This window comes from Microbacterium sp. MEJ108Y (assembly GCF_000834175.1).
GTDB classification, from domain to species: Bacteria; Actinomycetota; Actinomycetes; order Actinomycetales; family Microbacteriaceae; genus Microbacterium; species Microbacterium forte.
This window is the reverse complement of the sequence record NZ_JXQX01000038.1, coordinates 131766-157451: the sequence shown is the minus strand read 5'-3', so window position 1 is coordinate 157451 and position 25686 is coordinate 131766. Positions and strand designations below refer to the sequence as shown.

The window sequence follows — 25686 nt, the reverse complement described above, 5'->3', positions numbered from 1 at the left end:
GTGCGCGGTCGAGTGTTGCGTCGCATTACTCCCGCCGGTTCGAGCACGTGAATGAGGCGACCACGATCTGGTGATAACCTCTCTGAGGTAAGGGATGCCTTACCTCAGTCTTTTCTCAGAGAGTCTCCATTCCGTGCTCGCAACGTTCCTGATCGGTCTTCGCGAAGGCCTCGAGGCCGCTCTCGTCGTCGGCATCCTCGTCGCCTACCTCCGCCGTCTCGGGCGCAGCGACGCTCTGCCGAGGCTCTGGGCCGGTGTGGGGCTGGCGATCGCCCTCGCTCTGGCCATCGGCGCGGTCCTCACCTTCGGTGCCTACTCGCTCACGTTCGAGGCGCAGGAGCTCATCGGCGGCCTTCTCTCGCTGCTCGCGGTGGGCATGGTCACCTGGATGATCTTCTGGATGCAGAAGGCCGGGCGCACCATGAAGGCGACCCTCGAAGGCGGACTCGATCGTGCTCTCACGAACGGAGGCCTGTGGGCGCTGATCGCGATCGGCTTCGTCTCCGTGGCCAGGGAGGGGATCGAGACGACCCTGCTCCTGTGGTCGATGGTCCAGTCCTTCGGAGACGCCCCCTCCGCCCTGCTCGGGGCGATGCTCGGTCTCGTCGCCGCCGTCGTGATCGGATGGCTGCTCGCCCGCGGTGCCGTCCGACTCGACCTCCGCCGGTTCTTCACCTGGACGAGTGGCTTCCTCGTGATCGTCGCGGCAGGCGTCCTGGCATACGCGATCATGGACCTGCAGGAGGCAGGTGCCCTACCCGGCCCCTTCACCTCGGCGGCTCCCATCGACGCCGTGACCGGCGCCGTGGCGCTCGGCTGGGCGGCGTTCCCGTTCGGATGGGCGTTCGACGTGACGAACGTGATCGCCCCGGACGGAGCATGGGCCACCATCCTGCAGGCGACCGTCGGCTTCATGCCGCGGATGACGTGGCTTCAGGTGACGGCCTGGGCCGCCTACCTCGTCGTCGTCGGATTCTTCTTCGTCCGCGGGCTGCGTTCCCGTCGGCCGACCACGCCTCGCTCGTCCACGTCCGCAGACCGCGACGTCTCGACTCCCACTCTCACCCAGCAAGGAGCAGCATGACCACCTCTCGCCGAATCCTCGGTGCTGTCGCCGCAGCCGGCGCGGCAGCACTCGTTCTCAGCGGCTGCGTCGCCAAGAGCGATGTCGCAGCAGGCGCCGCGTTCGACGTCTCGTCGACCGACTCCGAGTGCGCGGTCTCTGCGACGACTGCCGAGAGCGGCACCCTCACGTTCGACGTGACGAACGACAGCGGCCAGACCTCGGAGTTCTACCTGCTCGCCGACGACGGACTGCGCATCGTGGGCGAGGTCGAGAACATCGCGCCGTCCGCCTCCCGCACACTCACCGTGGTGGCGCAGCCGGGCAAGTACTTCACCCTGTGCAAGCCGGGGATGATCGGCGAGGGCGTCGGCAAGTCGGAGTTCACGGTGACCGGAGACCGCGTCGCGGTCGAGGGTGAGGATGCCGACCAGAAGCAGCAGGCCGTCGACCTCTACGCGGCGTTCGTGAAGGACCAGGTCGGACAGCTCGTGCCGTCCGTCGACGAGTTCGTCGCCGCCTACGAGTCGGGCGACGACGAGACCGCTCGCGCGCTCTTCCCGCAGACTCGGGCCTTCTACGAGCGCATCGAGCCCGTCGCCGAGGCTCTCGGCACCCTCGATCCTCGCATCGACTACCGAGAGGTCGATGCTGTGGCCGAGGGTCTCGACTGGACCGGCTTCCACCGCATCGAGAAGGACCTCTGGGTGCCGGCGCAGGACGCCCTCAACGCCGACGGCGAGACACCGGCCTGGCAGGACTGGGCGCCCTCGACGACCGAGGAGCGCGCCGGTTACGGTGACCAGCTGCTCGCAGACGTTCAGGAGCTCTACGACTACGTGCACTCCGACGACTTCACGACCGCTCTGGACGACCAGGGGATCGGCGGGATCTCGAACGGTGCGATCGCGCTGCTCGACGAGGTCGCGACCGGCAAGATCTCCGGAGAAGAGGACTGGTGGTCGGGAACCGACCTCTACGACTTCGCGGCCAACGTCGAGGGCTCCAAGATGGCCTTCTCCCTCGTGCAGGACTTCGCCACCGCGCAGGGCGATGACGGCGCCGCGCTCGTCACCGAGATCCAGGACGGATACGCGGCTCTCGACGAGTCGCTGGCAGCCCACGGTTCGCTCGAGGCGGGCTTCGTCGGTTACGCGGAGCTGACCGACGCCGACAAGCGCGAGTTCACCGACCTCATCAACGCTCTCGCCGAGCCGCTGTCGCAGCTCACCGGCACAGTCCTCGACTGATTCGAAGGGGACGATCCCGCCCGTGAACGAACGCTCGAACGATGCTGCGACTGTCGACTCCGCGCCGGAGTCGGCAGCCACGGCATCCCCATCAGCAGGCCTCAGCCGACGCGGGCTCCTCGGCCTCGCGATCGGCGGGGGAGTCGCCTCCCTCGCGGTGGGGGTGGGCGGCGGACTGGCCGGCGGCGTGGCCCTCGGCCGCGCAAGGGCCGAGGCGGATGCGCAGATCGCCTACGAGTTCTTCGGCGCGCACCAGGCGGGGATCACGACTCCGGTGCAGGAGCATCTGCACTTCGCGTCGTTCGACATGATGCCGCGGACCGATCGTGACGACCTGATCACGTTGCTGCAGGACTGGACGTATGCGGCGTCGCGAATGACCAAGGGTCTCGAGGTGAGCGCCACGGGCGCGGTCGGAGGCGACGCCGAGGTGCCGCCCGATGACACCGGTGAAGCTCTCGGCCTCCCTGCCGCCGGTCTCACGATCACATTCGGATTCGGGCCCAGCCTGTTCGAGAACGAGGACGGCGACCGCTTCGGAATCGCCGCACGCCGCCCGCAGAAGCTCGAGAGGCTGCCCGCTTTCCTGGGCGACGACCTCGACCCGCAGGCCTCGCACGGCGATCTCTGCATCCAGGCCTGCGCAGATGACCCGCAGGTCGCGGTGCACGCGATCCGCAACCTCAGTCGCATCGCCTTCGGTCGTGCTCGGCTGCGCTGGTCGCAGCTCGGTTTCGGCAAGACCTCCCGCACCACCTCCGCCCAGGCGACCCCGCGCAACCTGTTCGGATTCAAGGACGGCACGGCCAACATCCTCGCCGATGACGCCGCCGCGCTCGACGCGAACGTGTGGGTCGGCGAATCGGATGAGCCCGCATGGATGACGGGAGGCTCGTATCTCGTCGCGCGGAAGATCGCGATGCTGATCGAGACCTGGGATCGGGTGCGGCTCTCGGAGCAGAACACGATCGTGGGTCGTGACAAGGGGGAGGGGGCGCCGCTGTCGGGCGGCGACGAGTTCACCGCACCGGACTTCGGCTCGTCTGCGATAGACCGGAACGCGCACGTGCGGCTCGCGCATCCGGATCAGAACGACGGCATCCGCATCCTTCGCCGCGGGTTCAACTACGTCAACGGCAACAATGATCTCGGCCGCCTCGACGCGGGACTCTTCTTCCTGTCGTACCAGCGCGATCCGTCGCAGTTCATCTCTCTGCAGCGACGGCTGTCGACCGACCGCATGAACGAGTACATCAGGCACGTCGGCTCGGGCATCTGGGCGATCCCGGCCGGGGCGAAGCCCGGATCGTACGTCGGCGCCGGGCTCTTCGCCTGACGGACGCGGAACGCGGTCAGGCGCTGAGCGTCTCAGCCACGAACGCCGACATGGCGTCTGCGCCGAAGTGGTCGTCAGCGGTGATGGTCACGACGGCATCGCCGGAGAAGATCAGCAGCTGCCCGTAGGCGCCGTGCAGGCGCCAGGCCGCGCCCGGGCCGTCCCATCCCGACAGCGCGTAGCGCTCGTAGCCGGGGTTCTGGCCCGCCGTCACCCAATCGGCGTGCATCGCGTCGATGACGGCGGCGGAGACGAGACGCCGCCCCTCCCATTCGCCGCGATCTCGGATCAGTCGGCCCAGGCGTGCCGTCTCCTCGGTGCGCAGGGCGATGCCGCTGCCGCCGACGATTCGGCCGCGCGGGCACCGCGCCCACTCGAGGTCGTCGATGCCGAGAGGCGCGAGCAGCCGCGGTCGCAGGTAGTCGACGATGTCGCCGACTCGTGTCGCGAGCACGGCCATGGCCGTGTAGGTGCTCGCGTTCGAGTACTGGAAGACGTGACCACGCGACGGGCGCGAGAGGAACTCGCGCGCGAGGTCGGGCCAGTCGGACATCATGGTCTCCGACCAGGGGAGGTCGATTCCGCTCGACATCGAGAGCAGGCGTCGGAGGGTGATCCGATCGACGCCGTCTCCGAGCGGGAGATCCGGGACGTACTCGGCGATCGGAGCGTCGAGCGACACGAGACCCTCGTCGGCGGCGATTCCGGCCGCGAGGACGCATACGCCCTTCGCCACCGAGTGGATCTCCTCGCGGACGTCAGCGGTCCACCGGTGCTCTGCGACGTCGGCTCCCACCAGAACGTGAAGCCCGTGGGCTCCGAATCCCGAGGCATCCGCGTGGTCCACCAGGCGGTCGCGGATCGTCTCGGCTCTGGTCACTCCTTCAGGCTAGCCGCTGCCCCCTGGCGCGGCCGACGGGACCCGGTCGGGTCGCTGCGGTGGCCTTCGCGTCGAGCGAGCTCAGGATCGCGGAAGAGCCACTGCGGGCGGGGCTCGACCAGAGGACGGAAGAGCCAGCGCACCGGCTTCGTCGCGAGAGCGAGGGCAAGGACCACAGACAACAGGGTCACGAGCGGCAGCCACAGCCACGTCGGATCGAGATCGCGCAGCACGCCGGACTCGCGGAACGGGTAGAGCACGAACGAGTGCAGCAGGAACACGTACATCGTGTACTGGCCGAATCTCGTCCACCAGTATGTGCGTCGGGGGATCAGGGCGAAGAACGCGGCGCTCAGGAGCACCGCCAGCAGCATCAGCGCGATGCGCACGCCGCCGGCCCACCACTGCTCTCCGCCGAGGTCCGCGTACGCATCCTCGTAGAACAGCCAGTGGCGCAGGTCGATCTCTTTCCAGAGGTCTATCCAGTGCCAGGCGGCGAAGCCGGCCGCGCCGAGCAGGGCGACACTGGCGACGCGGGTCCACCAGGGACGCGTCTCGAGCAGACGGAGGCGTGCGACCACGTCGCGCTCGCGCAGCCACCATCCGAAAGCGAAGAAGGGCAGCAGGCCGAGTGTGCGCGACAGCGAGAACGTGCTGTCGACGTTGGGGAGGTAGCCGACGCCGACTGAGATGATCACCGTCCACAGCAGCGGCCAGCGCAGCAGCGCGAGGTAAGGGAGCACGAGGCGGAAGATGCCGAGTGCGAGCAGGAACCACAGCGTCCACGAGGGCTTTGTGAGGTTCGGGTCGGCCTGACCCTCGACCAGCCACTTCGTCAGAGTCCACAGGAGTTCGAAGATGACATAGGGGAGCAGGATGTCGGTGATCACGCGCGCCATCTGGACTCGCGTCGGCGACCCGGACTTCGAGAAGTAGCCGGAGATGATCGCGAACGCGGGCATGTGGAAGGCGTAGAGCGCGAGATACGCCGCCAGCGCGATGTCCGAATCGTACGTGAGACGCTGGATGGCGTGACCGAGGACGACCAGGACGATGCAGGCGTAGCGGGCGTTGTCCCAGAACGGGACGCGCTTGCGAGGCTTCTGGACGGATCCGGTGGCGGGGTTCGTCGTGGCGGCTCCGTCGCTGTGCATCCTCTGAGGCTACTCGGGGAATAAAGTTGTCCGCATCGCGTTGACTCAGATACATTCAAATGAATAGAACCGGATGCAGGGCACCCGATTCGGAGAAGACGGAGCAATCATGAGCGAGCAGGCAGGCGTCCCGGTGCAGTTCGGCATCATGTCGGTCAGCGACATCACCCGCGACCCGACCACCGGCGAGACGCCGAGTGAGCAGGAGCGGATCAAGGCGACCCTGGCGATCGCCAAGCACAGCGAAGAGGTCGGTCTCGACGTCTTCGCGATCGGCGAGCACCACAACCCGCCCTTCTGGTCGTCGAGTCCCACGACCTTCCTCGCCGCACTCGCGGCGCAGACGGAGCGTCTGATCGTCTCGACGTCGACCACGCTCATCACGACCAACGACCCCGTGCGCATCGCCGAGGAGTACGCGATGCTGCAGCACGTCTCCGACGGCCGCATGGACCTCATGCTCGGCCGCGGCAACACCGGACCGGTCTACCCCTGGTTCGGCCAGGACATCAGGCAGGGCCTCCCGCTCGCGATCGAGAACTACGCCCTGCTGCACAAGCTGTGGCGTGAGGACGTGGTGAACTGGGAGGGCAAGTTCCGCACCCCGCTGCAGGGCTTCACCTCGACGCCGCGCCCCCTCGACGGGGTCGCACCGTTCGTGTGGCACGGATCGATCCGCACACCCGAGATCGCGGAGCAGGCGGCGTATTACGGAGATGGCTTCTTCGCGAACAACATCTTCTGGCCCAAGGAGCACTACCAGCGTCTGATCGAGCTGTACCGTCAGCGCTACGCGCACTACGGCCACGGCACGCCTGAGCAGGCGATCGTCGGCCTCGGCGGCCAGGTCTTCATGGCGGCGAAGTCGCAGGACGCGGTGAACCAGTTCCGCCCGTACTTCGACAACGCCCCCGTGTACGGTCACGGACCGAGCATGGAGGACTTCACCGAGATGACTCCGCTGACGGTGGGTTCGCCTCAGCAGGTCATCGACCGCTATGCCGCGATGCGCGAGCACTACGGCGACTACCAGCGCCAGCTGTTCCTCATCGACCACGCGGGCCTTCCGCTCAAGACGGTGCTCGAGCAGCTCGACATCCTCGGCTCCGAGGTCGTGCCCGCGCTCCGCAAGGAGATGGCGAAGGACCGCCCGGCCGGCGTGCCGGATGCTCCCACGCACGCGGCACGGGTGAAGGCGGAGTTCGGCGACGGTCCGACGCGTCAGGCACGGCCCGGCGCCAACCGCGGCGACAACCTGACGGGTGACTCGCCCTATCAGGACTCTCCCGCTCCTGCGGGGTCAGCGTTCGGACTCAGCCGGAAGGGGGCCTGAGATGAGCACTCGTCGCATCGCAGTCGTATCCGCCGGGCTCTCGAATCCGTCCTCCACGCGGATGCTCGCGGATCGTCTGGCGGCGGAGACCGTGAAGTCCCTCGCCGGTCACGACATCCAGGCGAGCGTCGACGTGATCGAGCTGCGGGATTACGCGCACGACATCACGAACAACCTCCTCACCGGATTCGCGCCGCCCGCACTCGAGACCGCGATCAACACCGTGGTCTCGGCGGACGCGCTCATCGCCGTCACGCCGATCTTCTCGACGAGCTACAACGGTCTGTTCAAGTCGTTCATCGACGTGCTCGACCCTGATGCGCTCACGGGCAAGCCGGTGCTGATCGGAGCGAACGCCGGCACGGCTCGGCACTCGCTCGCGATCGACTACGCGATCCGACCGCTCTTCGCATACCTGCATGCCGACGCGGTCTCGACCGGCGTCTTCGCTGCATCCAGCGACTGGGGCGGGACTGGTGACGAGGTCGCTCCTCTCGCGAAGCGCGTCGAGAAGGGCGCGCGCGAGCTGGCCGAGGCGATCGCGAAGCGCGAGGTGGCTGCGACCGCCGACCCCTACGACCCTGCGACGTATCTCGGAGAGGGTCGATCCTTCGGTCACATGCTCGGCGGTCTCGCCGGAGAGTGACCCATCCCCGGCTCGACCGGGAAACGCGCACAGGGCCATGAGGCCGTAGACGATGTCCGTAGGGCGTCGTACGGTGACCTCATGGCCCTTCGCTCTGTGCTCGAATCCGCGCGGGATGCCCTGCGCGGCGATCTCATCCTTCCCGGCGACGAATCCTTCGAAGCCGCGCGCTGGCCCTGGAACCTGGCGATCGAACAGCATCCGGCGGCTGTTGCCGTGCCGGTCGATGTCGACGATCTGCGCACGCTTCTCCAAGCCGCCCGCGACGCGGGAGCGACGCTCTCGGTGCAGCCCACCGGTCACGGGGCCGACGGAGATCTGGCCGACGCCGTCGTCGTCCGCATGGCCGCCTTCGACGAGCTGTCGGTCGACCTGGGTTCCGGCGTGGTCCGGGTCGGCAGCGGAGTCCGTTGGGGGGCGGTGGTCGAGGCGCTCGAGGGCACCGGCTGGGCGGCTCCTGCCGGTACGAGCCCCGTCGTCGCCGTCGCGGGGTACACCCTGGGCGGCGGCCATTCCTGGTTCAGCCGCACGGCAGGGCTGGGGTCCGACAACCTCAGGGCCGCGTGGGTGCTGCGCAGCGACGGGACCCACGAGCGTGTCGATGACGACAGCGACCCCGAGCTGATGTGGGCGCTTCGCGGGGCCGGCGGCATCGTCGGAATCGTGACGGCACTCGAGATCGACCTGGTTCCCAACCCGGCGCTGTGGGGCACCGAGCTCACATTCGAGGCCGCAGACGCCGGGTCGGTGATGCGGGCTGTCCGAGACCTGTCCGCAGAGGCCCCGACGTCACTCAACGTGTTCGTGAGCTCGATGCGCATGCCTGACGCTCCCCAGCTCCCCGAGGAGATCCGAGGACGCAGCTTCCTCACCGTGCAGGCGCTGTCCACCGCCGGAGCCGCCGATGACCTGATCGAGCGCGTTCGGGCAGCCGGCACTGTTCGCCGTGAGGTGTCAGGGGCCACGTCGCCGAAGACCGTCGCCGCGTCGAGCGGGGAGCCCACCGAGCCGACGCCGGGCAAAGGCGTGTCGGCGGCGCTCTCGTCGCTGGACGACGCGACGATCGACGATCTCTTCCGCTTCCGCGGGCTGCCGGAGCAGTGGCCGATCATGGGCATCGACATCCGGATGCTCGGTGGCGCCCTGAATGAACCTCGACGGGCCGGGTTCGCGACGCTTCAGGGGGCCGGCTGGCTCCTCCACGCCCTCGTACCCGTCTTCCCGGGGGTGCCGAGCGAACCCGGTGAGGCGAGCATGGCCGGCTTCCGGGACGTGCTGGCGAGGGCCGCCGCACCGCAGACGGTCCCGACCTTCCTCGGTCCGGGCGAGACTCTCGAGCGGTGCGGTGATCCGGCGTCGATCGATCGCCTCCGCGACGTCAGGGCTGCCGCGGATCCCGAGTCGCTGATCCACGAGGGGCGGCTTCCGCGCTGACCGCGGTCCGTGCTCGCGGACGGATTCACGACCGACAGCGCGAGCGCCCGAGAACGGCACCAGATCGACGTCAGTCCGCGTCGGTGCGGCGGATCCAGCGGTACTCCGTCTCGGGGCGGCCTCGCGCGCCGTAGCGGGCGCTGCGCGAGATGATGCCCGAATCCGTGAGATGCTCCAGATATCGCCGCACGGACACGCGCGACATCCCGAGCCGTGCGGCCGCCTCGCTCGCCGACACCGGGGCGCCCGAGGAACGCAGCTCGGAGGTCACCTTCTGCAGCGTGGCCGCTGAGAGGCCCTTGGGAATCGGGATGGTCCCGGTGGTGCGTCCGAGAAGCGCATCGATCTCGGCCTGGGTCGCCTCGCCGGCCGTCGAACGCGCCTGCTCCCGATACGTTCGGTAGGCAGTGAGGCGCTCGTGGAACACCGCGAACGGGAACGGCTTCACGAGGTACTGGTACACCCCGAGGGCGGCCATCTGTCGCACGGTCGCGGCGTCGCGCACACCGGTGATGGCGATCACATCCACCGCCGCCGCACGGGCGCGGAGTCCGCGGAGCACGTCGATGCCCGAGCCGTCGGGCATCGTGATGTCGAGGAGCACGAGATCGAAGGGCTCGTCCGGTGGCTGTTCGAGCACCGCCGTGAGCGCGGCACGGGCTCCGGTGCACTCGCCGCCGACGACGAAGCCGTCGATCCTCTCGAGATAGGAGCGATGGAGTTCGAGGGTCAGAGCGTCGTCGTCGACGATCAGGGTCCGGATCACGGTGTCCTCCGTCCTCGTGCCGGCGGGAGGACGACGGTGAAAGTGGTCGGATGAGAGGTGAGATCCACGGAGCCGCCGGCCCCGACGACGACCGCCTCCACGAGGGCGAGCCCGACGCCCCGTCCTTGCGCTCCCGTCGGTTTCGTCGAGTACCCGTGAGTGAAGACCCGCTCGTGCAGCGCCGAGGGGATGCCGTCACCGCCGTCCGACACCTCGAGGACGATTCCCCCCTCCGTCGACGGCCGCAGCACGACCTCGATCCAGCGCTCGGTGCCCGCCGCTGCGGCATCCATGGCGTTGTCGATCAGGTTTCCGAGCACGGCGACGCTGTCGACGGGCGAGAGGGGCGACGCGGGGGTGTCCGGATCGATGTGGACCCGCCAGTCGATCCCGCGCTCCCTGGCCTGCGACGCCTTGCCGAGCAGCAGTGCGCCCACGGCAGGATCGCCCGCCTGCCGTGCGGTCACCTGGTCGACGAGCGACTGGCTCTGGCGTGAGGTCTCGGTCAGGATCTCGATCGCCTCGTCGCTGCGTCCGAGCTCGAGAAGCGCGACGGCGGTGTGCATCCGATTCCCGTGCTCATGCGTCTGGGCGCGCAGAGCGTCTCCGAGTGTGCGCAGCGATTCGTACGACGAGACGGCGTCGCGCACCTTTCCCGGTGGCAGATCGCCGGCGATGCCTCGGGTGAATCGACGTGCGATCCAGGCGCCGAGGCCGCCCAGGGCGACCAGCCCGGCCGTGATGCCGATCGAGAGGGGCAGGCGGCGGATCAGGGTCTCGGAGATCGACTCGATCGTCACTCCGGACGACACCCATCCGACCAGTTCGTCGTCGTCGGCGACCACCGGCACGATGGTCCTCACCGACGGGCCGAGCGTGCCGGTGAAGACCTCGGTGAGCGTCCGTGGCGAATCCGGGATGGTGCCGAGATAGTCACCGCCTATCTGGTCGAGATCAGGGTGGGTGAGTCGGAGGCCATCGGGCGTCATGATCGTCACGAAGTCCAGATCGGCGTTGGCGATCACGTCGAGTGCGTAGGGCTCGAGCACCCGAGTCGCTGCGTCCGGCTCCTGGGTCGCGAGTGCATCGATGACGAGGGGTGACGAGGCGAGCGACACCGATGTGGCAGCCGTCACACGCTCCGCTTCCGCGTGTGCACTGCGCTGCGCGTCGACGACGAGGAACACGGCGACCAGTGCGCCGACCACGACGGCGGACGCGAGGAGCACCAGGAAGACCCGGGAAGCGATGCTCCTGGAGTCGCGGGCGGGTCTCATCGCGTCCTTCCGATCGTCGGTGATCGCGGAGCCGGCATATCGGTGGTGACCAATACGACCACAAATGGCGCTGCCGTGTGAAGTCCGCGACGGTGAGCTTACCGAAGGCGAGGGCGCCAGAGGGCATGAGACGAAGACGTTCATGATCAAGGAGGAAAACATGGCCATCACGACAGGGTTCTCGCTTCCCGGATTCCACTGGCGGCGCGGCAAGCAGGCGTGGGACAGGCACACATGGCTGTATGTCTCGGTGATCATCGCGGTCGTGCTCGGCGCGGCGGTCGGCCTCATCTGGCCCGAGGTCGGTCAGAGTCTCGAACCGATCGGCAAGGGCTTCGTATCGCTCATCAAGATGATGATCGCGCCGATCATCTTCTGCACGATCGTCGTGGGCGTCGGCTCGATCGCGAAGGCCGCGACCGTGGGCAAGATCGGCGGACTCGCGCTGCTCTACTTCATGGTGATGTCGACGTTCGCGCTGGCGATCGGACTCGTGGTCGGCAACATCATCCACCCGGGTGCGGGCCTCGACATGGCGAACTCCAGCTACGACGCGACCGAGACCGAGGCGAAGACCACCACGGAGTTCATCCTCGGCATCATCCCGACGACCTTCTTCTCCGCCTTCACCGGCGAGAGCGTGCTGCAGGTGCTCTTCATCGCGTTGCTGGTCGGCTTCGCCCTCCAGGGGCTCGGCGACAAGGGCGCCCCGATCATGGATGCGGTCAAGAACCTGCAGAAGCTGGTGTTCCGCATCCTCGGCATGATCCTGTGGCTGGCGCCGCTCGGCGCGTTCGGAGCGATCGCGGCGGTCGTCGGGAAGACGGGCATCGCCGCCATCTGGAGCCTCGGCGTGCTGATGGTCGCGTTCTACATCACCTGCATCCTGTTCATCGTGGTCGTTCTGGGGACGCTGCTCTATGCGGTGACCCGGGTGAACATCTTCAGCCTGGTGAAGTACCTCGCCCGCGAGTACCTGCTGATCGTGGGCACCTCGTCGTCGGAGTCCGCTCTTCCGCGTCTCATCGCGAAGATGGAGCACATCGGCGTCTCGAAGCCGGTCGTCGGGATCACGGTGCCCACCGGATACTCGTTCAACCTCGACGGCACGGCGATCTACCTGACCATGGCCTCGCTCTTCATCGCCACCGGTATGGGCCAGCCGATGACGATCGGCGAGCAGATCGGGCTGCTGGTGTTCATGATCATCGCGAGCAAGGGAGCCGCCGGTGTCACGGGGGCAGGACTCGCCACGCTCGCGGGCGGTCTGCAGGCGTACCGCCCTGATCTTGTCGACGGCGTCGGCGTGATCGTCGGCATCGACCGGTTCATGTCGGAGGGGCGCGCTCTGACCAACTTCACCGGCAACGCGGTCGCGACCCTGCTCATCGGCACCTGGACCCGCGAGATCGATCGCGAGCGGGTGCAGCGGGTGCTGAGCGGCGCGCTGCCGTTCGAAGAGTCGTCGCTCGACGGTGTGGACGACCACGGGATGGCAGATGAGAGCAAGGCCGTCGACATCCAGGGTCTCAAGGAGTCGGCGCTCGATGAGATGGCCGCGAAGGAGGAGCGAGCGCGGGCTCGAGCAGCGCGGAACTGAGCGGCGAGCGGGTGAGAGGGATGCGGGAGTCGACGCTGGTCGGCTCCCGCATCCGTGTGGTCAACCGCTCTTGCGTCGGAACTCGCGCCGCGTCTGCGGGGCGGGCGCGCCGTGGACGGCGGAGTCGCCATCCAGGTGGGCTTCGCCCTGCCGGTGGTGCGCGTTCTTCTTCTCGAGCGCTTCCTTGAACTTGCGCTTCATCTCCTCGCTGGAGGAGGCGCCTTCTTCGGTGCTCATGCTCGCCAGCCTAGGGCACGCTCCTGACCGGTGGGTGGATCACCTCCGGGACCGGCGGGACACCACGTCGATCACAGCACCGAGTCCCACCGCGATGGCGACCGACACCGCGATCGCGACGACAGGGCCGCCCGGCACCAGCGCGGCGACGACGGCACCGACGGACGCCTGGTACGCAGCCCATCCGAGAGCCGCCACTGCGACGAGCAGCAGGTATCGACCCGGGGCGATATGCGAGGCGCCGGCGACGAGATTGATCGCCAATCGCGCGAACGGCACGAACCGAGCGGTGAAGAGCACCGTCGCTGTCCCGCCTTCGAGGCGGCGTCGGGCCCAGTCGAGGGCCTGGCGCACACGCGGCGCACGCATCCATCGCCAGCGCTCGGTGCCGACGGTGCGACCGATGAGATAGCAGGCGGTGTCACCGACTGCGGCCGCCGCTGCCGCGCACACGATCACCGCCCAGAGCGGGGGAGCGCCCGTGGTCGACGCGATGGCCCCCAGGGCGGTCACAGCGATCTCTCCGGGGACGACGACGAAGAACGAGTCGCCGAGCACGAGAAGGCCCATGATCACGAGGGCCCACGGGCTGCTGAGCAGATCGGACGGCACGCCTCCACAGTGGTCGGCGCAGGTGAACGGGAACCAACGTCCGCATAGCCGGTGACCAGCGCGCCAGCATCCGGTGAACTTCTGGTGCCAGGGGTCGTTTCCCGCGTCTCGCGGCTGACGCTGGCAGCATCCTGAGGTTGTGAGAGTCGCGATCGTGACAGAGTCCTTCCTTCCGCACATGAACGGTGTCACCGGATCCGTGCTGCAGATCCTCGGCCACCTCGAACGCGCAGGCCATGACGCGCACGTGATCGCACCCGATGCGGTCGGCATGCCCGCTCGGGTCCACGGCGCCGCTGTCGAATCCATGCCCAGCCTCGCGCTCCCCGGCTACCGCAACGTGCGGGTGGGCACCTCGCCGGCACGCCAGGTCGCGGCATCGCTGCGCCGTTTCGGTCCGGATGTCGTTCATCTGGCCTCCCCCTTCGCCCTCGGCTGGCGAGGCGCGCTCGCCGCGGAGCACCTCGGCGTGGCATCGGTCGCCGCGTATCAGACCGATGTGGCGGCGTACACGCAGAGGTACCGCATCCCCGCGGCGACGGGCGTCGCGCAGTCGCACATCGCTCGGCTCCACCGGCGGGCGACCCTGACGCTGGCACCATCGGCTGATTCGGCGCAGCAGCTCGCCGAACTCGGTGTCGATCGCATCCGCCGGTGGGGCAGGGGCGTCGATGCTGAGCGTTTCCGACCCGACCGACGCAGCGTGACACTGCGCGCGGAGTGGGGGTCGGAGGTCGTGATCGGCTATGTGGGCCGACTCGCCCCGGAGAAGCAGGTCGAGGACCTGGGTGTGCTGCAGACGATCCCGGGGACGCGTCTCGTGATCGTCGGTGACGGCCCGAGCAGGCCCAGGCTCGAAGCGCTGCTGCCCGACGCTCTCTTCCTCGGGCACCTCGAGGGCGATGCACTCGCGGAAGCGATGGCATCGTTCGACGTGTTCGTGCACCCGGGGGAGAGCGAGACCTTCGGCCAGACCCTGCAGGAGGCGCACGCGAGCGGGGTGCCCGTCATCGCCACCGGACGCGGCGGTCCCCTCGGCCTCGTGCGCATGGGGATCGACGGATGGCTCTATCGGCCGGGCGATCTCGACGACCTGCGCATGCGCGTCGCCGATCTCACCGGAGACGCGCGCAAACGCCGGGCCTTCGGCGAAGCAGGACTCGCGGCGGTGCAGGGGCGCAGCTGGTCGAGCATCTGCGATCAGCTGCTGGGACATTTCGACGAGGCACGAGAGCTCCGTGCTGTGGATGCCGGACTGCGCGCTCGCCGCCTGACGCGCCCGGAGCCCAGTGTCCCCGTCGACGCGCGTCGCTGGCAGCGATACGTGGCGTTGGGAGACTCGCTCACCGAGGGACTGTGCGACCCTGCACCCGACGGAGCGCTGCGCGGATGGGCCGACCGACTCGCGCTTCTGCTCGCCGCACGAGGGGGGCTCCACTACGCGAACCTCGCCATCAGGTCCAAGCGCGTGCGCGACGTGTGCGCCACGCAGCTTCCCCGGGCACTCGAACTCGAACCGGATCTCGTGTCGATCCTCATCGGGGCCAACGACCTCGTGAAGCCCCACGTCGACGTGGCGGCGCTCGCCGCAGAGCTCGAGGGTGCGGTCACGCGCCTCCGGAGCACCGGAGCGGATGTCCTCCTCGTCACCCCGTTCCTTCCCCGTCGGCGCGCGGCCGCGATGTACACGAAGCGGTTCGCGGCGTTCGCCACGGCGCTCACGGGCGTCGCGGCACGCACCGGCGCGATCCTGATCGACACGGACCTGCACCCCTCGCTCCCCGACCGCCCGAACTGGGGTGAGGACCTCGTGCACCTGAGCAGCCGAGGACATAGATTCCTCGCGTACCGGGCGGGGGAGATGCTCGCCGTGCCGCATGCCGACGCCCTCGGAGCCCTGGACGCGGCTCTGCACGAGAACGAGCCGATCGGGGCGGGTCTCTGGTGGCGTCGGCACGCGTTGCCATGGGTATGGCGACGACTGCACGGACGCACGGCGGGAGACGGGCGGGTCGCGAAGCACGACGACTACGTCTATCTCGGGCGATCGAGCGCCCCGAGCGAAGTCACGGTCGGCTGACTTCCGGGCTGTCGCGGCGTGGGAGACAGCCGGAGCGAGGACTTTCAATGCCCCGCTGATAGGCTGGACGCGGTCGGCGTATGTCGACCGGACAATTTCATATCGACTCATGGAGCGATCGGCGGAGAGCTGGTCCCCTGTGGTGGGTTCCTCGGCGCGACGTCGGGTGGCTTTCTACTGGTGGCCAGCGCAGGTGAGATTCGCGGGAATGCCCGCGCGCCCATATCCGTCAGAACCCGCTCCTTCATGAATGCGCTCGCGCGTCACACGGACTCGCGAGTCTAAACAAAGAAGGAGAGACCTCTTGGAAGGTCCTGAAATCACCGCCACCGAGGCCGTTCTCGACAACGGCCGCTTCGGCACCCGCACCATCCGCTTCGAGACCGGCCGCCTCGCGCAGCAGGCTCAGGGCGCAGTCGCCGCGTACCTCGACGGCGAGACCATGCTCCTCTCGGCCACCAGCGCGGGCAAGCACCCCCGCGAGGGCTTCGACTTCTTCCCGCTGACGGTCGATGTCGAAGAGCGCTCGTACGCCGCAGGAAAGATCCCCGGTTCGTTCTTCCGTCGTGAGGGTCGCCCCTCCACCGAGGCGATCCTCGTCTGCCGTCTGATCGACCGTCCGCTGCGCCCGTCGTTCGTCGACGGTCTGCGCAACGAGGTCCAGGTCGTCATCACCGTGATGTCGATCGCTCCGGGAGAGTTCTACGACGCTCTCGCGATCAACGCCGCGTCGGCGTCGACGCAGATCTCGGGCCTTCCGTTCTCCGGTCCCGTCGCCGGTGTGCGCCTCGCGTTCATCCCCGGTCACGGCGAGCACGCCGACCAGTGGGTCGCGTTCCCGAACGCCGAGCAGGTGTCGGAGGCCGTGTTCGACCTGATCGTCGCCGGCCGCGTCGTCACCAAGTCCGACGGCACCGAAGACGTCGCGATCATGATGGTCGAGGCTGAGGCCACCGAGGGCAGCTGGAACCTGATCAAGGCCGGCGCCACGAAGCCCGACGAGACCATCGTCGCGCAGGGACTCGAGGCAGCGAAGCCGTTCATCGCTCAGCTCGTGAAGGCTCAGGCAGAGCTGGCAGCGACCTCGTCCAAGGAGCCGGGCGTCTACCCGGTCTTCCCGGCATACAGCCAGGAGGTCTACGACTTCGTCGCAGGCCGTTCCTACGACGACCTCGTCGGCGTCTACCAGATCGCCGACAAGGTCGAGCGTCAGACGTCGGACGACGCGATCAAGGACCGCGTCCGGGCCGAGCTCATCGAGGCGACCGAGGCGGGCAACCTTCCTGCCGCCGCGCCGCTCGAGTTCTCCGCGGCGTACAAGTCCGTCACGAAGAAGATCGTCCGCGGCCGCATCCTCACCGAGGGCGCGCGCATCGACGGTCGTGGCCTGGCGGACATCCGTCCGCTCGACGCCGAGGTGCAGGTCATCCCGCGCGTGCACGGTTCCGCGATCTTCCAGCGCGGCGAGACCCAGATCCTGGGTGTCACCACGCTGAACATGCTCAAGATGGAGCAGCAGATCGACTCGCTGTCGCCCGTCACGAGCAAGCGCTACATGCACCACTACAACTTCCCGCCGTACTCGACCGGTGAGACCGGCCGTGTCGGCTCGCCGAAGCGTCGCGAGATCGGGCACGGCTTCCTCGCCGAGCGCGCCCTCGTGCCGGTTCTGCCGAGCCGCGAGGAGTTCCCCTACGCGATCCGTCAGGTCTCCGAGGCGCTGAGCTCCAACGGCTCGACCTCGATGGGTTCTGTCTGCGCGTCGACCCTGTCGCTGCTGAACGCGGGCGTGCCGCTGCGTGCACCCGTCGCCGGCATCGCCATGGGTCTCGTCTCCGATGAGGTCGACGGTGAGACCCGCTACGCGGCGCTGACCGACATCCTCGGTGCGGAAGACGCTCTGGGTGACATGGACTTCAAGGTCGCGGGCACCGGCGAGTTCATCACCGCCATCCAGCTCGACACGAAGCTCGACGGCATCCCGACGTCGGTCCTCGCAGGTGCGCTCACCCAGGCCCGCGACGCTCGTCTGACGATCCTCAACGTCCTGAACGCCGCGATCGACGCTCCCGACGAGATGGCGCCGACCGCGCCTCGCGTCATCAGCGTGCAGATCCCGGTCGACAAGATCGGCGAGCTGATCGGCCCGAAGGGCAAGACGATCAACGCGATCCAGGACGAGACCGGTGCGCAGATCTCCATCGAGGAGGACGGCACCGTCTACATCGGCGCGACCGACGGCCCCTCGGCCGAGGCCGCCCGTGCCCAGGTCAACGCGATCGCCAACCCGACCAACCCCGAGGTGGGCGAGCAGTTCCTCGGAACCGTCGTCAAGATCGCGACGTTCGGTGCATTCGTCTCGCTGCTTCCTGGCAAGGACGGCCTGCTGCACGTCACCGAGGTGCGCAAGCTCGCCGGTGGCAAGCGCGTCGAGAACGTCGACGACGTGCTCTCGGTCGGCCAGAAGATCCTCGTGAAGATCACGAAGATCGACGACCGCGGCAAGCTGTCGCTCGAGCCCGTGCTCGATGACGCTCCCGCAGCGGACGCAGCTTCGGGCGAAGAGGCCGCAGCCGAGTAATCGACGGCGCTTCTTGACGAAGCCCGGGTCGTCCTCGCGGACGGCTCGGGCTTCGTCGTATCCGATGTGACCAAACCGTTATCGGAAGTTCTCGCGCCGTTCCCTGGATTGGTCAGCGCGTTCGCGGATCTCGCTTACTCTCGAAAGTACGCACCGGGGGGTGCATTCGAGGCAGTGACGTAGGTCGGTACGCACCGATCGACGGGGGTGAGGATATGCGGTTGTTCGGCGTAGGCGCAGGAGCGTCGGTGGAGCGCGCGCAGCAGGGCACGGCAGAGCACCCCTCCGCGCCCATACCCATCGTCGGCCCGGGAATAGGAGAGAGCATCCGCGTACCTCTCGGCGAGACCGGACTCGAGACCTTCCCGCTGATGCTCGGCGCGGCCGAGTTCGGCTGGAACGTCGATCTCGAGACGAGCCACGGGATCCTCGACCGCTACGTCGAGTTCGGCGGCAACGCGATCCACACGGCAGACGGGTTCTCCGGCGGACGCAGCGAGCACATCATCGGCCAGTGGCTGCAGTCCAGGGGGCGACGTGATCGTGCCCTGTTGAGTGTGCGGATCGGCGCCCACGCAGACAACCCGGGTCTCGGCTCGGTTAATCTCGTGCGCGCGGTCGAAGGCTCGCTCACGCGTCTGGGCGTCGACCGTATCGACGTGCTGTATCTCGACGCGACGCTCGACCGGACGACGAACCTCGAAGACACCCTCGCGACCGTTGAGTGGATGATCGACGCAGGCAAGATCGGCGCCCTCGGGGCGTATGGATTCGCACCCGAGCGGCTCGTCGAGGCGCGCATCCTCGCATCCGCGGGGTACCCGCGCATCGAGGTGATCGATTCCCCGTACAACCTCATCCGTCGTCAGCCGTTCGAGGGCGATCTGCGTCTCGTCGCCGGCGCACAGAGCCTCGCAGTCACGCCGTCGCACGCTCTCGAGCACGGCTTCCTGTCCGGCAGGCACCGCAGCAAGGCGCTCACCTCGCAGGGCGTGCGCGGAGAGCAGCTGCGTGGTCACCTCAACCGTCGTGGCACGAAGATCCTGCGCGCTCTCGACCAGGTGGCGATCGAACTCGAGGTTCCGGTGGCAGCCGTGTCGATCGCCTGGCTGCTCGCGCAGCGCACCATCGCGGCACCGATCGTCAACGCCTTCGCGAGCGACCATGTCGACGAGCTGATGCAGGGCGCCGGCGTCACGCTCTCGCGCGCACAGGTCGCCGAACTCACCCGCGCCGGCAACTGAGCGTCGTAACGCCTCTGTCACAGACCTGGCATAGGGTGGAGTGAATCCCGGCGGATGCTGTCGATGAAGCGAGCGAGTTTGTGACGCATTACATATATCTGGTCAGACACGGTGAACATCAGGACGCCGAACACGGTCTCGCCGACGGCCCCCTGTCGCCACGCGGCCAGCGTCAGGCCGAACTCATCGCCGACCGGCTCTCCGGACTTCCGCTCGATGCCGTGTGGCATTCGCCTCTCCTGCGCGCGAACGAGACGGCACGGGCGATCGCGCACCGACTCCCGTCGGTCGACCCCGAACCGACCGCGCTCCTCTTCGACTGCGTGCCCACGGGAATGACCGACGAGACGCCCGCAGCGTACGAGCCGTTCTTCGGCTCGGTCACCGAGGCCGAGCTCGACGCCGGCCGTGCCCAGATGTTCGACGCGGTCAACGAGTTCCTGGTGCGCAAGCCGGGCGACGTGCACGAGGTGCTCATCACCCACAACTTCGTGATCTCGTGGTTCGTGCGGGAGGTCCTCGGCGCACCGGAGTGGCGATGGATGACTCTCAATCAGGCGCATTGCGGGCTGACCGTGATCGCGCAGAAGCAGGGGCGTCCGTGGACGCTGCTCACCCACAACGACACCGGGCATCTTCCGTTCGAGCTGCGCACCGGCATCCCTGACGCGATGTCGGTCTGATTCCCGATACCCCGGCCCGCCGCGGCGGTCGTGGTGCCCCCGAGAAATAGACTGAACGCATGACCACGCAGGTAGCACTCGTCGGCGGAACCGGGAAGCTCGGATCGATCATCGGTGCGGTGATCGACGGGCTCGAGGGCTTCGAGGTGAGTCGCGTGCTCACCTCTCGGAGCGACCTCGCTGAACTCGACGGGGCGGATCTCGTGATCGACGCCACCACGCCTCAGGTGAGCGTCGATGTCGTGCGCGCTGCGGTGGAACGCCAGATCAACGTCCTGGTCGCGACCTCCGGGTGGTCCACGGAGCGCATCGCTCTGGTGCGTCCGCTGGTCGAGAACGCCGGAACCGGGGCTGTCTTCATCCCGAACTTCTCGCTGGGGTCGGTGCTGGGCTCAGCGCTGGCTGCGGCAGCTGCGCCGTTCTTCGGATCGGCGGAGATCGTCGAGGCTCATCACGCGGCGAAAGTCGACTCTCCGAGCGGCACCGCGGTGCGCACCGCGGAACTCATCGCCGCGGCTCGAGCCGAGCAGGGTCCCGTCAGTGCTCCGCATGCCGACCAGCGTGCGAGGGGGCAGCAGGTGGGCAGCGTGCCGATCCATTCGCTCCGGCGCCCTGGCGTCATCGCCAAGCAGGAGGTCATCCTCTCAGGGCCGGGCGAATCCCTGACGTTCACTCACGACACGGTAGAGCCGGCGCTCGCGTACGCTCCGGGCATCCGTCTGGCGGTCCCGTTCGCGGCTCAGGCGAACGGGGTCTTCGTCGGGCTGGAGAGCATGATCGATATCGGCATCCGCTCGTGATGTCGCGCATCGGCGTCGGTCTGATGGCCGCGGCGCTTCTGGTCTATCTGGCGGTCTCCGTGTGGCTGGCCGTGATGTTCTTCGCCGTCGGGACACCGGTGTCGATCGGCATGGGCGTGGCGTTGATCGTTCTCGCTCCGATCGGCGCCTGGGCGCTCGTCCGCGAGATGCAGTTCGGGTTCGCGGCCGATCGGCTGGGGCGCGCGCTCGATGCCGAAGGGGGAATGCCTGAGGCGGAGTCCGAACTCACTCCCAGCGGTCGGATCGCCCGAGCCGACGCCGACCCGCTGATCGCGAGGTATGCGGAGGAAGCGGACGCCGCGCCGACTGACTGGCGCGCGCGGTACCGACTCGGTGTGGTTCAGGATGCGGCGGGGCGCCGCAAGGACGCCCGCGCCAGCATCCGCGAGGCTATTCGCGTCGCTCGCGGCTGATCCGATTCAGGCGAGCGTGGCTTCGAGCGTGATCTCGATGCCGGCCAGCGCCTGGGAGACCGGGCAGCCGACCTTCGCCTCGGCGGCGATCCTCTGGAAGTCCTCGGGGGAGAGCCCCGGAACGACGGCGTTGACGTTCAGGTGGCTCCCGCTGATTCCGACCCCGGGCTTGAAAGTGACCGACGCGCTCGTGTTGACGCGCTCCGGCGGAGTGCCGTTCTCCGAGAGTGCGTGGGACAGCGCCATGCTGAAGCACGAGGCGTGAGCCGCGGCGATCAGCTCTTCAGGGGTGGTGGTGGTGTCGCTGCCCTCGCTGCGAGCCTTCCAGTTGATCGGGAAGGTGCCGAGCTTCGACGAGGAGAACGCGACTGTGCCCGAGCCCTCTGCGAGGGATCCGGTCCAGGTGGTGGTGGCTTCACTGGTGACGGGCATGATTCCTCCGTTGTCTCGCGCGCTGCTCGATGTGCGGGTCGCGTGTTCGGCCAGCCTATCGACCGGTCGCTCGCGGCGGAACCGCAGCCTCAGGCGGACGCAGCGCGGCCGATGACGCCTGCTCGTTGCAGCAGCAGATAGATCTGGCAGCCGAGGCAGAACGAGAACGCGGCATTGAGGAACGCCGCGATGAAGGCGGCAGCGGTCGAGATGGGCAGCGCCCAGGGCACGCCGGCGAGATGCAGCAGGAGACCGATCGTCACGACGAAGAGACCGACCCCCTGAGCGAAGCGGGGAGGGCGCGGGTCCTCGAGCTCGCTCGGAGGTGCCAGTCTCGGACGCACCAGCCTTCGGAAGAGCACACCCCAGGGCGCGGTCCTCGGCGACAGCACACCCCACAGGAACAGCACGGCGATCACGACGGTGAGGAGGAACGCCGGGTCCAGTGCGCGCTGTGCGAGCGTCGCCGAGCTGACAGCCCAGGTGTCCGAATCCAGGTCGGCTGACGCCAGCGGTTGATAGGCGAACCAGCCGAACGTCCTGGCAGTCGAGATGCCGATGAGTCCGAGGAACGTCGCGACGAGCAGCAGCACCGTCGTGATCGTCGCTGCGAAGCGCGGCCCTCGCGGGTCGATGCCTGCGGGTGTGGTCATCTGCGTTCCGTCCTCGTCTGTCTCATACGGCGGCCAGCGCTTCGCTCAGTGCGTGACGATGCGGCACGCCGTGGAATCGTGCGCGGACGGCGCCTGAACCGTCGACGACGAATGTCGTCGGTGTCTGCAGGACCCTGTAGCGGGCCGACAGATCGGGCCGATGCGTCAGATCGACCTCGACATGGTTCAGCCCGTCCGTCTCGGCGGCGTAGCCGCTCAGCATCCGCCGCACCTGAGGACAGCGAGTGCACATCTCCGTGCTGAACTGCACGAAGGTCGCTCGGGCGCCCAGCTGCGAGTCACCGGCATCGACCGGATCGAAACGCAGGTGACCGCCGCGGCGACGCCGTCCGTCGAGCAGACGCAGCACGACGCCGATGGCGACGGCGAGCACGAGCAGCGCTGCGGCGATACCGAGGGCGAGCACGGGAGACATGGCTCGACAATACGGCGATCTGAGAGCGTCGAGGACGATGTGTCGCATCGTGACGATCCGACTCTTCCGTCCTCGGGGCGGGTAGTCTGGCACACATGAGCGCAGCCGTCCCGACGCCGTACGAAGACCTTCTCCGAGACGTGCTGGAGTCGGGCACCCACAAGTCGGATCGAACCGGCACCGGGACCACCAGCGTCTTCGGCAGGCAGATCCGCTTCGACCTCTCACAGGGGTTCCCCCTGATCACGACGAAGCGCGTGCACTTCAAGTCGATCGCGTACGAACTCCTGTGGTTCCTCAGGGGCGACTCGAACGTGAAATGGCTGCAGGACCACGGCGTCACGATCTGGGACGAGTGGGCCGATGCCTCGGGAGATCTGGGCCCCGTCTACGGAGTCCAGTGGCGAAGCTGGCCGACTCCCGACGGCGAGAGCATCGATCAGCTCGCGCAGGTGATCGAGCAGATCCGTCAGACTCCGGACTCGCGTCGACTCATCGTGTCTGCCTGGAACCCGGCGGACATCCCTGACATGGCGCTCGCTCCCTGCCATGCGCTCTTCCAGTTCTACGTCGCTGACGGCAAGCTCTCCTGCCAGCTCTATCAGCGCAGCGCCGATCTCTTCCTCGGCGTCCCCTTCAACATCGCGTCCTACGCCCTGCTCACACTCATGGTGGCGCAGCAGGTCGGACTCGAGCCCGGCGACTTCGTCTGGACGGGCGGCGACTGCCACATCTACGACAACCACCTCGAGCAGGTGAACGAGCAGCTGACTCGCGAGGCATACCCGTACCCGACGCTGCGGTTCGCTCGAAAGCCGGAGTCGATCCTCGACTACGGCTACGACGACTTCATCGTCGAGGACTACCAGCACCACGCTCCGATCCGGGCGGCGGTGGCGGTATGACGTGGGTCGGACTGATCTGGGCGGAGGCCCACGGCGGCGTCATCGGAGCCGAGGGCGGCATGCCCTGGAACGTCCCCGAGGATCTCGCGCATTTCAAGGAGATCACGCTCGGCGCGCCCGTGATCATGGGACGGAAGACCTGGGACTCGCTTCCGGAGCGTTTCCGTCCGCTCCCCGGACGCGAGAACATCGTCATCACCCGCCAGCAGGACTGGTCCGCGGAAGGTGCCCGTCGTGCGGCGGCCGTGACCGATGCGGTGCGAGGCCATGACAAGGTCTGGATCATCGGCGGAGCCGAGATCTTCCGACTCGTGATCGCCGACGCCGACCGCCTCGAGGTCACAGAGCTCGACATCGATGTCACCGGTGACGCCTACGCGCCGTCCAAGGCCGGGTGGCGGCTCGTCGACGAGGGGGAGTGGCAGACGTCCCGCTCCGGCATCCGCTACCGCTTCCTCGGATACGAGCGCTGATGCCCACCGCACTGATCACAGGTGCCAGCGCCGGACTCGGTGTCGAGTTCGCTCGTCAGCTCGCCCGTCGGCGCGCCGACCTCGTGCTCGTCGCGCGGTCGGCGGACGCTCTCGAGAGTGTCGCCGCCGAGCTGCGCAGCGAATACGGCATCGCAGTCGAGGTCCTCGTCGCGGATCTCGCCGAGGTCGCCGATGTGGACCGCGTGGCCGACCGTCTCCGCGACGCCTCCGATCCGGTGAATCTGCTGATCAACAACGCCGGATTCGGCCTGCCGCTGCAGTTCGCCGACAACGACATCGACGACGAGGTGCGTCATCTCCGCGTCCACGTCGAGGCGTCGATGCGTCTCATGCATGCGGCACTCGGGTCGATGCGCGGCCGCGGGGGCCGCATCATCAACGTCGCGTCCGTCGCCGGGTTCATCTCCCGCTCGACCTACTCGGCCTGCAAGAGCTGGCTCATCGGCTTCAGCCGCTGGGCGAACGTCGAGTACGCCTCCGACAAGGTCAGCGTGACCGCGGTGTGCCCCGGTTTCACGCATACGTCGTTCCACGAGCGGATGGGGCTCGCACCCGGGCACGAGGGTGTTCCTGCGTTCATGTGGCTCGACGCACGTGACGTGGTGCGCGAGGGGCTCCGGGACGCGGCACGGGGCAGGGCGGTCTCGATTCCCTCGCTGCGCTACAAGGTGATCGTGGCGATCGCGAGTCTGCTGCCGAGCGCGCTGACCGCCGGTGTCGCGCGACGAGGCCGCGTCTGATCTGAAGGCCGACGGCACTCCGGCACGAGCGATCGCTGCGCGGATCAGCGGAATCTACCGAGGCGGATGCCGGCGTAGGCGATCGCTGCCACGGTCTCTCCATCGGTGATCCGGCCGTCCGCGATCATGCTGAGCGCCTCGGAGAAAGGCACCCAGGTGACGGCGTCGATGCCCTCCTCTGCTCGGGTGTGCGTCGAGTCATCCGCCCGTGTCATGGCGCGGGCGAGGAACACATGCTCGGGTGCGTGGGCGATCCCGTTGAGCGCGTTCATGGTCCCGAGCGACGTCCACTCGTCGGCGACGAACCCCGTCTCCTCGAGCAGCTCTCGCTGCGCGGCCACGAGCGGATCTTCGCCGTCGCTTCCCCCGGCAGGCACCTCGATCGAGATGCCTGTCGTGTAGCGCTCGAGGGAGACGAGGCAGACGCGGTCCTCGTCATCGAGCGCGACCACGAAGACCGCCGGATGCCGCATGGTCACCACGCCGTAGATCCCGTCGCCCGCGGGGCCGGTGACCTGGTCCTCGCGCACCTCGATCCACCGGTTCTCGTACACCGTCGACGACTCGCGTGTGACCCATGCCATGGAGTCGAGCCTATTCGGATCCCTAGTATCGA

Annotated in this window: 26 protein-coding genes; 16 read left to right on the top strand and 10 right to left on the bottom strand. The window is 68.0% G+C overall.

What is annotated here, in order from left to right; translation table 11 throughout:
• The first annotated feature begins 133 nt into the window (after nt 1-133).
• The 3 genes from efeU to efeB are packed head-to-tail and all read left to right on the top strand — an operon-like array spanning nt 134 to nt 3649.
• The gene (gene efeU, locus RU09_RS15675) at nt 134-1084 is read left to right on the top strand and encodes an iron uptake transporter permease EfeU (protein ID WP_156145954.1); all 951 of its coding nucleotides are present in this window, start codon (nt 134-136) and stop codon (nt 1082-1084) included.
• Nucleotides 1081-2313, top strand: a complete 1233-nt coding sequence (efeO, locus tag RU09_RS15670; RefSeq protein ID WP_042541799.1) for an iron uptake system protein EfeO — start codon at nt 1081-1083, stop codon at nt 2311-2313. The genes efeU and efeO overlap by 4 nt, the downstream gene beginning before the upstream one ends.
• A 22-nt stretch (nt 2314-2335) precedes the next feature.
• Nucleotides 2336-3649 carry an iron uptake transporter deferrochelatase/peroxidase subunit gene (gene efeB, locus RU09_RS15665; RefSeq protein WP_042541798.1) on the top strand — a complete coding sequence of 438 codons (1314 nt, stop codon included), beginning with the start codon at nt 2336-2338 and terminating at the stop codon, nt 3647-3649.
• A gap of 16 nt (nt 3650-3665) precedes the next feature.
• Here the strand turns inward: efeB and RU09_RS15660 are convergent, their stop codons facing one another.
• Both RU09_RS15660 and RU09_RS15655 read right to left on the bottom strand, forming a co-directional pair.
• Entirely contained in the window at nt 3666-4529 is an 864-nt protein-coding gene (locus tag RU09_RS15660) for a serine hydrolase domain-containing protein (protein WP_042541797.1), read from the bottom strand.
• The gene (locus tag RU09_RS15655) at nt 4526-5683 is read right to left on the bottom strand and encodes an acyltransferase family protein (protein WP_042541796.1); all 1158 of its coding nucleotides are present in this window, start codon (nt 5681-5683) and stop codon (nt 4526-4528) included. The genes RU09_RS15660 and RU09_RS15655 overlap by 4 nt, the downstream gene beginning before the upstream one ends.
• A 109-nt stretch (nt 5684-5792) precedes the next feature.
• Here RU09_RS15655 and RU09_RS15650 point away from each other — a divergent pair, with 109 nt between their 5' ends.
• The 3 genes from RU09_RS15650 to RU09_RS15640 all read left to right on the top strand — a co-directional run bounded on the left by RU09_RS15650 (nt 5793) and on the right by RU09_RS15640 (nt 9096).
• Nucleotides 5793-7016, top strand: coding sequence for an LLM class flavin-dependent oxidoreductase (locus RU09_RS15650; RefSeq protein WP_042542146.1), 1224 nt, complete (start codon nt 5793-5795; stop codon nt 7014-7016).
• A gap of 1 nt (nt 7017) precedes the next feature.
• Nucleotides 7018-7662, top strand: coding sequence for an FMN reductase (locus RU09_RS15645; protein ID WP_042541795.1), 645 nt, complete (start codon nt 7018-7020; stop codon nt 7660-7662).
• A gap of 81 nt (nt 7663-7743) precedes the next feature.
• Nucleotides 7744-9096, top strand: coding sequence for an FAD-binding oxidoreductase (locus tag RU09_RS15640; protein ID WP_042541794.1), 1353 nt, complete (start codon nt 7744-7746; stop codon nt 9094-9096).
• A 70-nt stretch (nt 9097-9166) separates the two neighbouring features.
• Here RU09_RS15640 and RU09_RS15635 read toward each other — a convergent pair whose 3' ends face one another.
• Both RU09_RS15635 and RU09_RS15630 read right to left on the bottom strand, forming a co-directional pair.
• A complete protein-coding gene (locus tag RU09_RS15635) occupies nt 9167-9862 on the bottom strand; it encodes a response regulator (protein WP_042541793.1) in 696 nt (231 codons plus the stop codon).
• Entirely contained in the window at nt 9859-11139 is a 1281-nt protein-coding gene (locus tag RU09_RS15630) for a sensor histidine kinase (RefSeq protein WP_042541792.1), read from the bottom strand. Before RU09_RS15630 ends, RU09_RS15635 begins: the two co-directional genes overlap by 4 nt.
• Before the next feature lie 160 nt (nt 11140-11299).
• Between RU09_RS15630 and RU09_RS15625 the strand changes: the two genes are divergently transcribed.
• A complete protein-coding gene (locus tag RU09_RS15625; protein WP_042542145.1) occupies nt 11300-12739 on the top strand; it encodes a cation:dicarboxylate symporter family transporter in 1440 nt (479 codons plus the stop codon).
• Between the two features lie 60 nt (nt 12740-12799).
• On the opposite strand, the gene RU09_RS18790 is transcribed toward RU09_RS15625, so the two are convergent.
• Both RU09_RS18790 and RU09_RS15620 read right to left on the bottom strand, forming a co-directional pair.
• Complete coding sequence (locus RU09_RS18790) at nt 12800-12976, bottom strand: DUF5302 domain-containing protein (RefSeq protein ID WP_091232420.1); 177 nt, start codon at nt 12974-12976, stop codon at nt 12800-12802.
• Nucleotides 12977-13015: 39 nt separating this feature from the next.
• On the bottom strand, nt 13016-13588 hold the full coding sequence (locus RU09_RS15620) for a DedA family protein (RefSeq protein ID WP_231567632.1): 573 nt from the start codon (nt 13586-13588) through the stop codon (nt 13016-13018).
• A gap of 154 nt (nt 13589-13742) precedes the next feature.
• On the opposite strand from RU09_RS15620, the gene RU09_RS15615 reads away from it, so the two are divergent.
• From RU09_RS15615 to RU09_RS15590, 6 genes are all read left to right on the top strand, one after another.
• A complete protein-coding gene (locus RU09_RS15615) occupies nt 13743-15668 on the top strand; it encodes a GDSL-type esterase/lipase family protein (protein ID WP_231567629.1) in 1926 nt (641 codons plus the stop codon).
• 304 nt (nt 15669-15972) lie between these two features.
• Nucleotides 15973-18249 carry a polyribonucleotide nucleotidyltransferase gene (locus RU09_RS15610; RefSeq protein WP_042541790.1) on the top strand — a complete coding sequence of 759 codons (2277 nt, stop codon included), beginning with the start codon at nt 15973-15975 and terminating at the stop codon, nt 18247-18249.
• 215 nt (nt 18250-18464) lie between these two features.
• A complete protein-coding gene (locus tag RU09_RS15605; RefSeq protein WP_042541789.1) occupies nt 18465-19493 on the top strand; it encodes an aldo/keto reductase in 1029 nt (342 codons plus the stop codon).
• 80 nt (nt 19494-19573) lie between these two features.
• The gene (locus tag RU09_RS15600; RefSeq protein WP_042541788.1) at nt 19574-20176 is read left to right on the top strand and encodes a histidine phosphatase family protein; all 603 of its coding nucleotides are present in this window, start codon (nt 19574-19576) and stop codon (nt 20174-20176) included.
• Between the two features lie 59 nt (nt 20177-20235).
• Nucleotides 20236-20976, top strand: a complete 741-nt coding sequence (dapB, locus tag RU09_RS15595; RefSeq protein ID WP_042541787.1) for a 4-hydroxy-tetrahydrodipicolinate reductase — start codon at nt 20236-20238, stop codon at nt 20974-20976.
• On the top strand, nt 20976-21410 hold the full coding sequence (locus RU09_RS15590) for a hypothetical protein (RefSeq protein ID WP_052493003.1): 435 nt from the start codon (nt 20976-20978) through the stop codon (nt 21408-21410). Before dapB ends, RU09_RS15590 begins: the two co-directional genes overlap by 1 nt.
• 6 nt (nt 21411-21416) lie before the next feature.
• Here RU09_RS15590 and RU09_RS15585 read toward each other — a convergent pair whose 3' ends face one another.
• From RU09_RS15585 to RU09_RS15575, 3 genes are all read right to left on the bottom strand, one after another.
• Nucleotides 21417-21842: an OsmC family peroxiredoxin gene (locus tag RU09_RS15585; protein ID WP_042541785.1), complete on the bottom strand. Its 426-nt coding sequence runs from the start codon at nt 21840-21842 to the stop codon at nt 21417-21419.
• Nucleotides 21843-21931: 89 nt separating this feature from the next.
• The gene (locus RU09_RS15580) at nt 21932-22495 is read right to left on the bottom strand and encodes a DUF4395 domain-containing protein (RefSeq protein WP_042541784.1); all 564 of its coding nucleotides are present in this window, start codon (nt 22493-22495) and stop codon (nt 21932-21934) included.
• A 22-nt stretch (nt 22496-22517) separates the two neighbouring features.
• On the bottom strand, nt 22518-22931 hold the full coding sequence (locus RU09_RS15575) for a thioredoxin family protein (RefSeq protein ID WP_042541783.1): 414 nt from the start codon (nt 22929-22931) through the stop codon (nt 22518-22520).
• Between the two features lie 95 nt (nt 22932-23026).
• Here RU09_RS15575 and RU09_RS15570 point away from each other — a divergent pair, with 95 nt between their 5' ends.
• From RU09_RS15570 to RU09_RS15560, 3 genes are read left to right on the top strand one after another with little or no spacing between them, the layout of a single operon-like run.
• Nucleotides 23027-23836, top strand: a complete 810-nt coding sequence (locus tag RU09_RS15570; RefSeq protein WP_042541782.1) for a thymidylate synthase — start codon at nt 23027-23029, stop codon at nt 23834-23836.
• Nucleotides 23833-24309, top strand: a complete 477-nt coding sequence (locus tag RU09_RS15565; protein ID WP_042541781.1) for a dihydrofolate reductase — start codon at nt 23833-23835, stop codon at nt 24307-24309. Before RU09_RS15570 ends, RU09_RS15565 begins: the two co-directional genes overlap by 4 nt.
• Nucleotides 24309-25070 carry an SDR family NAD(P)-dependent oxidoreductase gene (locus RU09_RS15560; RefSeq protein WP_042541780.1) on the top strand — a complete coding sequence of 254 codons (762 nt, stop codon included), beginning with the start codon at nt 24309-24311 and terminating at the stop codon, nt 25068-25070. The genes RU09_RS15565 and RU09_RS15560 overlap by 1 nt, the downstream gene beginning before the upstream one ends.
• A 44-nt stretch (nt 25071-25114) precedes the next feature.
• Here the strand turns inward: RU09_RS15560 and RU09_RS15555 are convergent, their stop codons facing one another.
• On the bottom strand, nt 25115-25654 hold the full coding sequence (locus RU09_RS15555) for an NUDIX domain-containing protein (RefSeq protein WP_042541779.1): 540 nt from the start codon (nt 25652-25654) through the stop codon (nt 25115-25117).
• Nucleotides 25655-25686 lie beyond the last annotated feature (32 nt).

Coding starts and splice junctions, on each gene's coding strand:
- RU09_RS15580 (WP_042541784.1), bottom strand. CDS start 22,495: ATGACCACACCCGCAGGCATCGACCCGCGAGGGCCGCGCTTCGCAGCG.
- efeO (WP_042541799.1), top strand. CDS start 1,081: ATGACCACCTCTCGCCGAATCCTCGGTGCTGTCGCCGCAGCCGGCGCG.
- RU09_RS15655 (WP_042541796.1), bottom strand. CDS start 5,683: ATGCACAGCGACGGAGCCGCCACGACGAACCCCGCCACCGGATCCGTC.
- RU09_RS15575 (WP_042541783.1), bottom strand. CDS start 22,931: ATGTCTCCCGTGCTCGCCCTCGGTATCGCCGCAGCGCTGCTCGTGCTC.
- RU09_RS15640 (WP_042541794.1), top strand. CDS start 7,744: ATGGCCCTTCGCTCTGTGCTCGAATCCGCGCGGGATGCCCTGCGCGGC.
- RU09_RS15645 (WP_042541795.1), top strand. CDS start 7,018: ATGAGCACTCGTCGCATCGCAGTCGTATCCGCCGGGCTCTCGAATCCG.
- RU09_RS15570 (WP_042541782.1), top strand. CDS start 23,027: ATGAGCGCAGCCGTCCCGACGCCGTACGAAGACCTTCTCCGAGACGTG.
- RU09_RS18790 (WP_091232420.1), bottom strand. CDS start 12,976: ATGAGCACCGAAGAAGGCGCCTCCTCCAGCGAGGAGATGAAGCGCAAG.
- RU09_RS15590 (WP_052493003.1), top strand. CDS start 20,976: ATGTCGCGCATCGGCGTCGGTCTGATGGCCGCGGCGCTTCTGGTCTAT.
- RU09_RS15650 (WP_042542146.1), top strand. CDS start 5,793: ATGAGCGAGCAGGCAGGCGTCCCGGTGCAGTTCGGCATCATGTCGGTC.
- RU09_RS15565 (WP_042541781.1), top strand. CDS start 23,833: ATGACGTGGGTCGGACTGATCTGGGCGGAGGCCCACGGCGGCGTCATC.
- RU09_RS15625 (WP_042542145.1), top strand. CDS start 11,300: ATGGCCATCACGACAGGGTTCTCGCTTCCCGGATTCCACTGGCGGCGC.
- RU09_RS15605 (WP_042541789.1), top strand. CDS start 18,465: ATGCGGTTGTTCGGCGTAGGCGCAGGAGCGTCGGTGGAGCGCGCGCAG.
- dapB (WP_042541787.1), top strand. CDS start 20,236: ATGACCACGCAGGTAGCACTCGTCGGCGGAACCGGGAAGCTCGGATCG.
- RU09_RS15630 (WP_042541792.1), bottom strand. CDS start 11,139: ATGAGACCCGCCCGCGACTCCAGGAGCATCGCTTCCCGGGTCTTCCTG.
- RU09_RS15560 (WP_042541780.1), top strand. CDS start 24,309: ATGCCCACCGCACTGATCACAGGTGCCAGCGCCGGACTCGGTGTCGAG.
- RU09_RS15585 (WP_042541785.1), bottom strand. CDS start 21,842: ATGCCCGTCACCAGTGAAGCCACCACCACCTGGACCGGATCCCTCGCA.
- RU09_RS15555 (WP_042541779.1), bottom strand. CDS start 25,654: ATGGCATGGGTCACACGCGAGTCGTCGACGGTGTACGAGAACCGGTGG.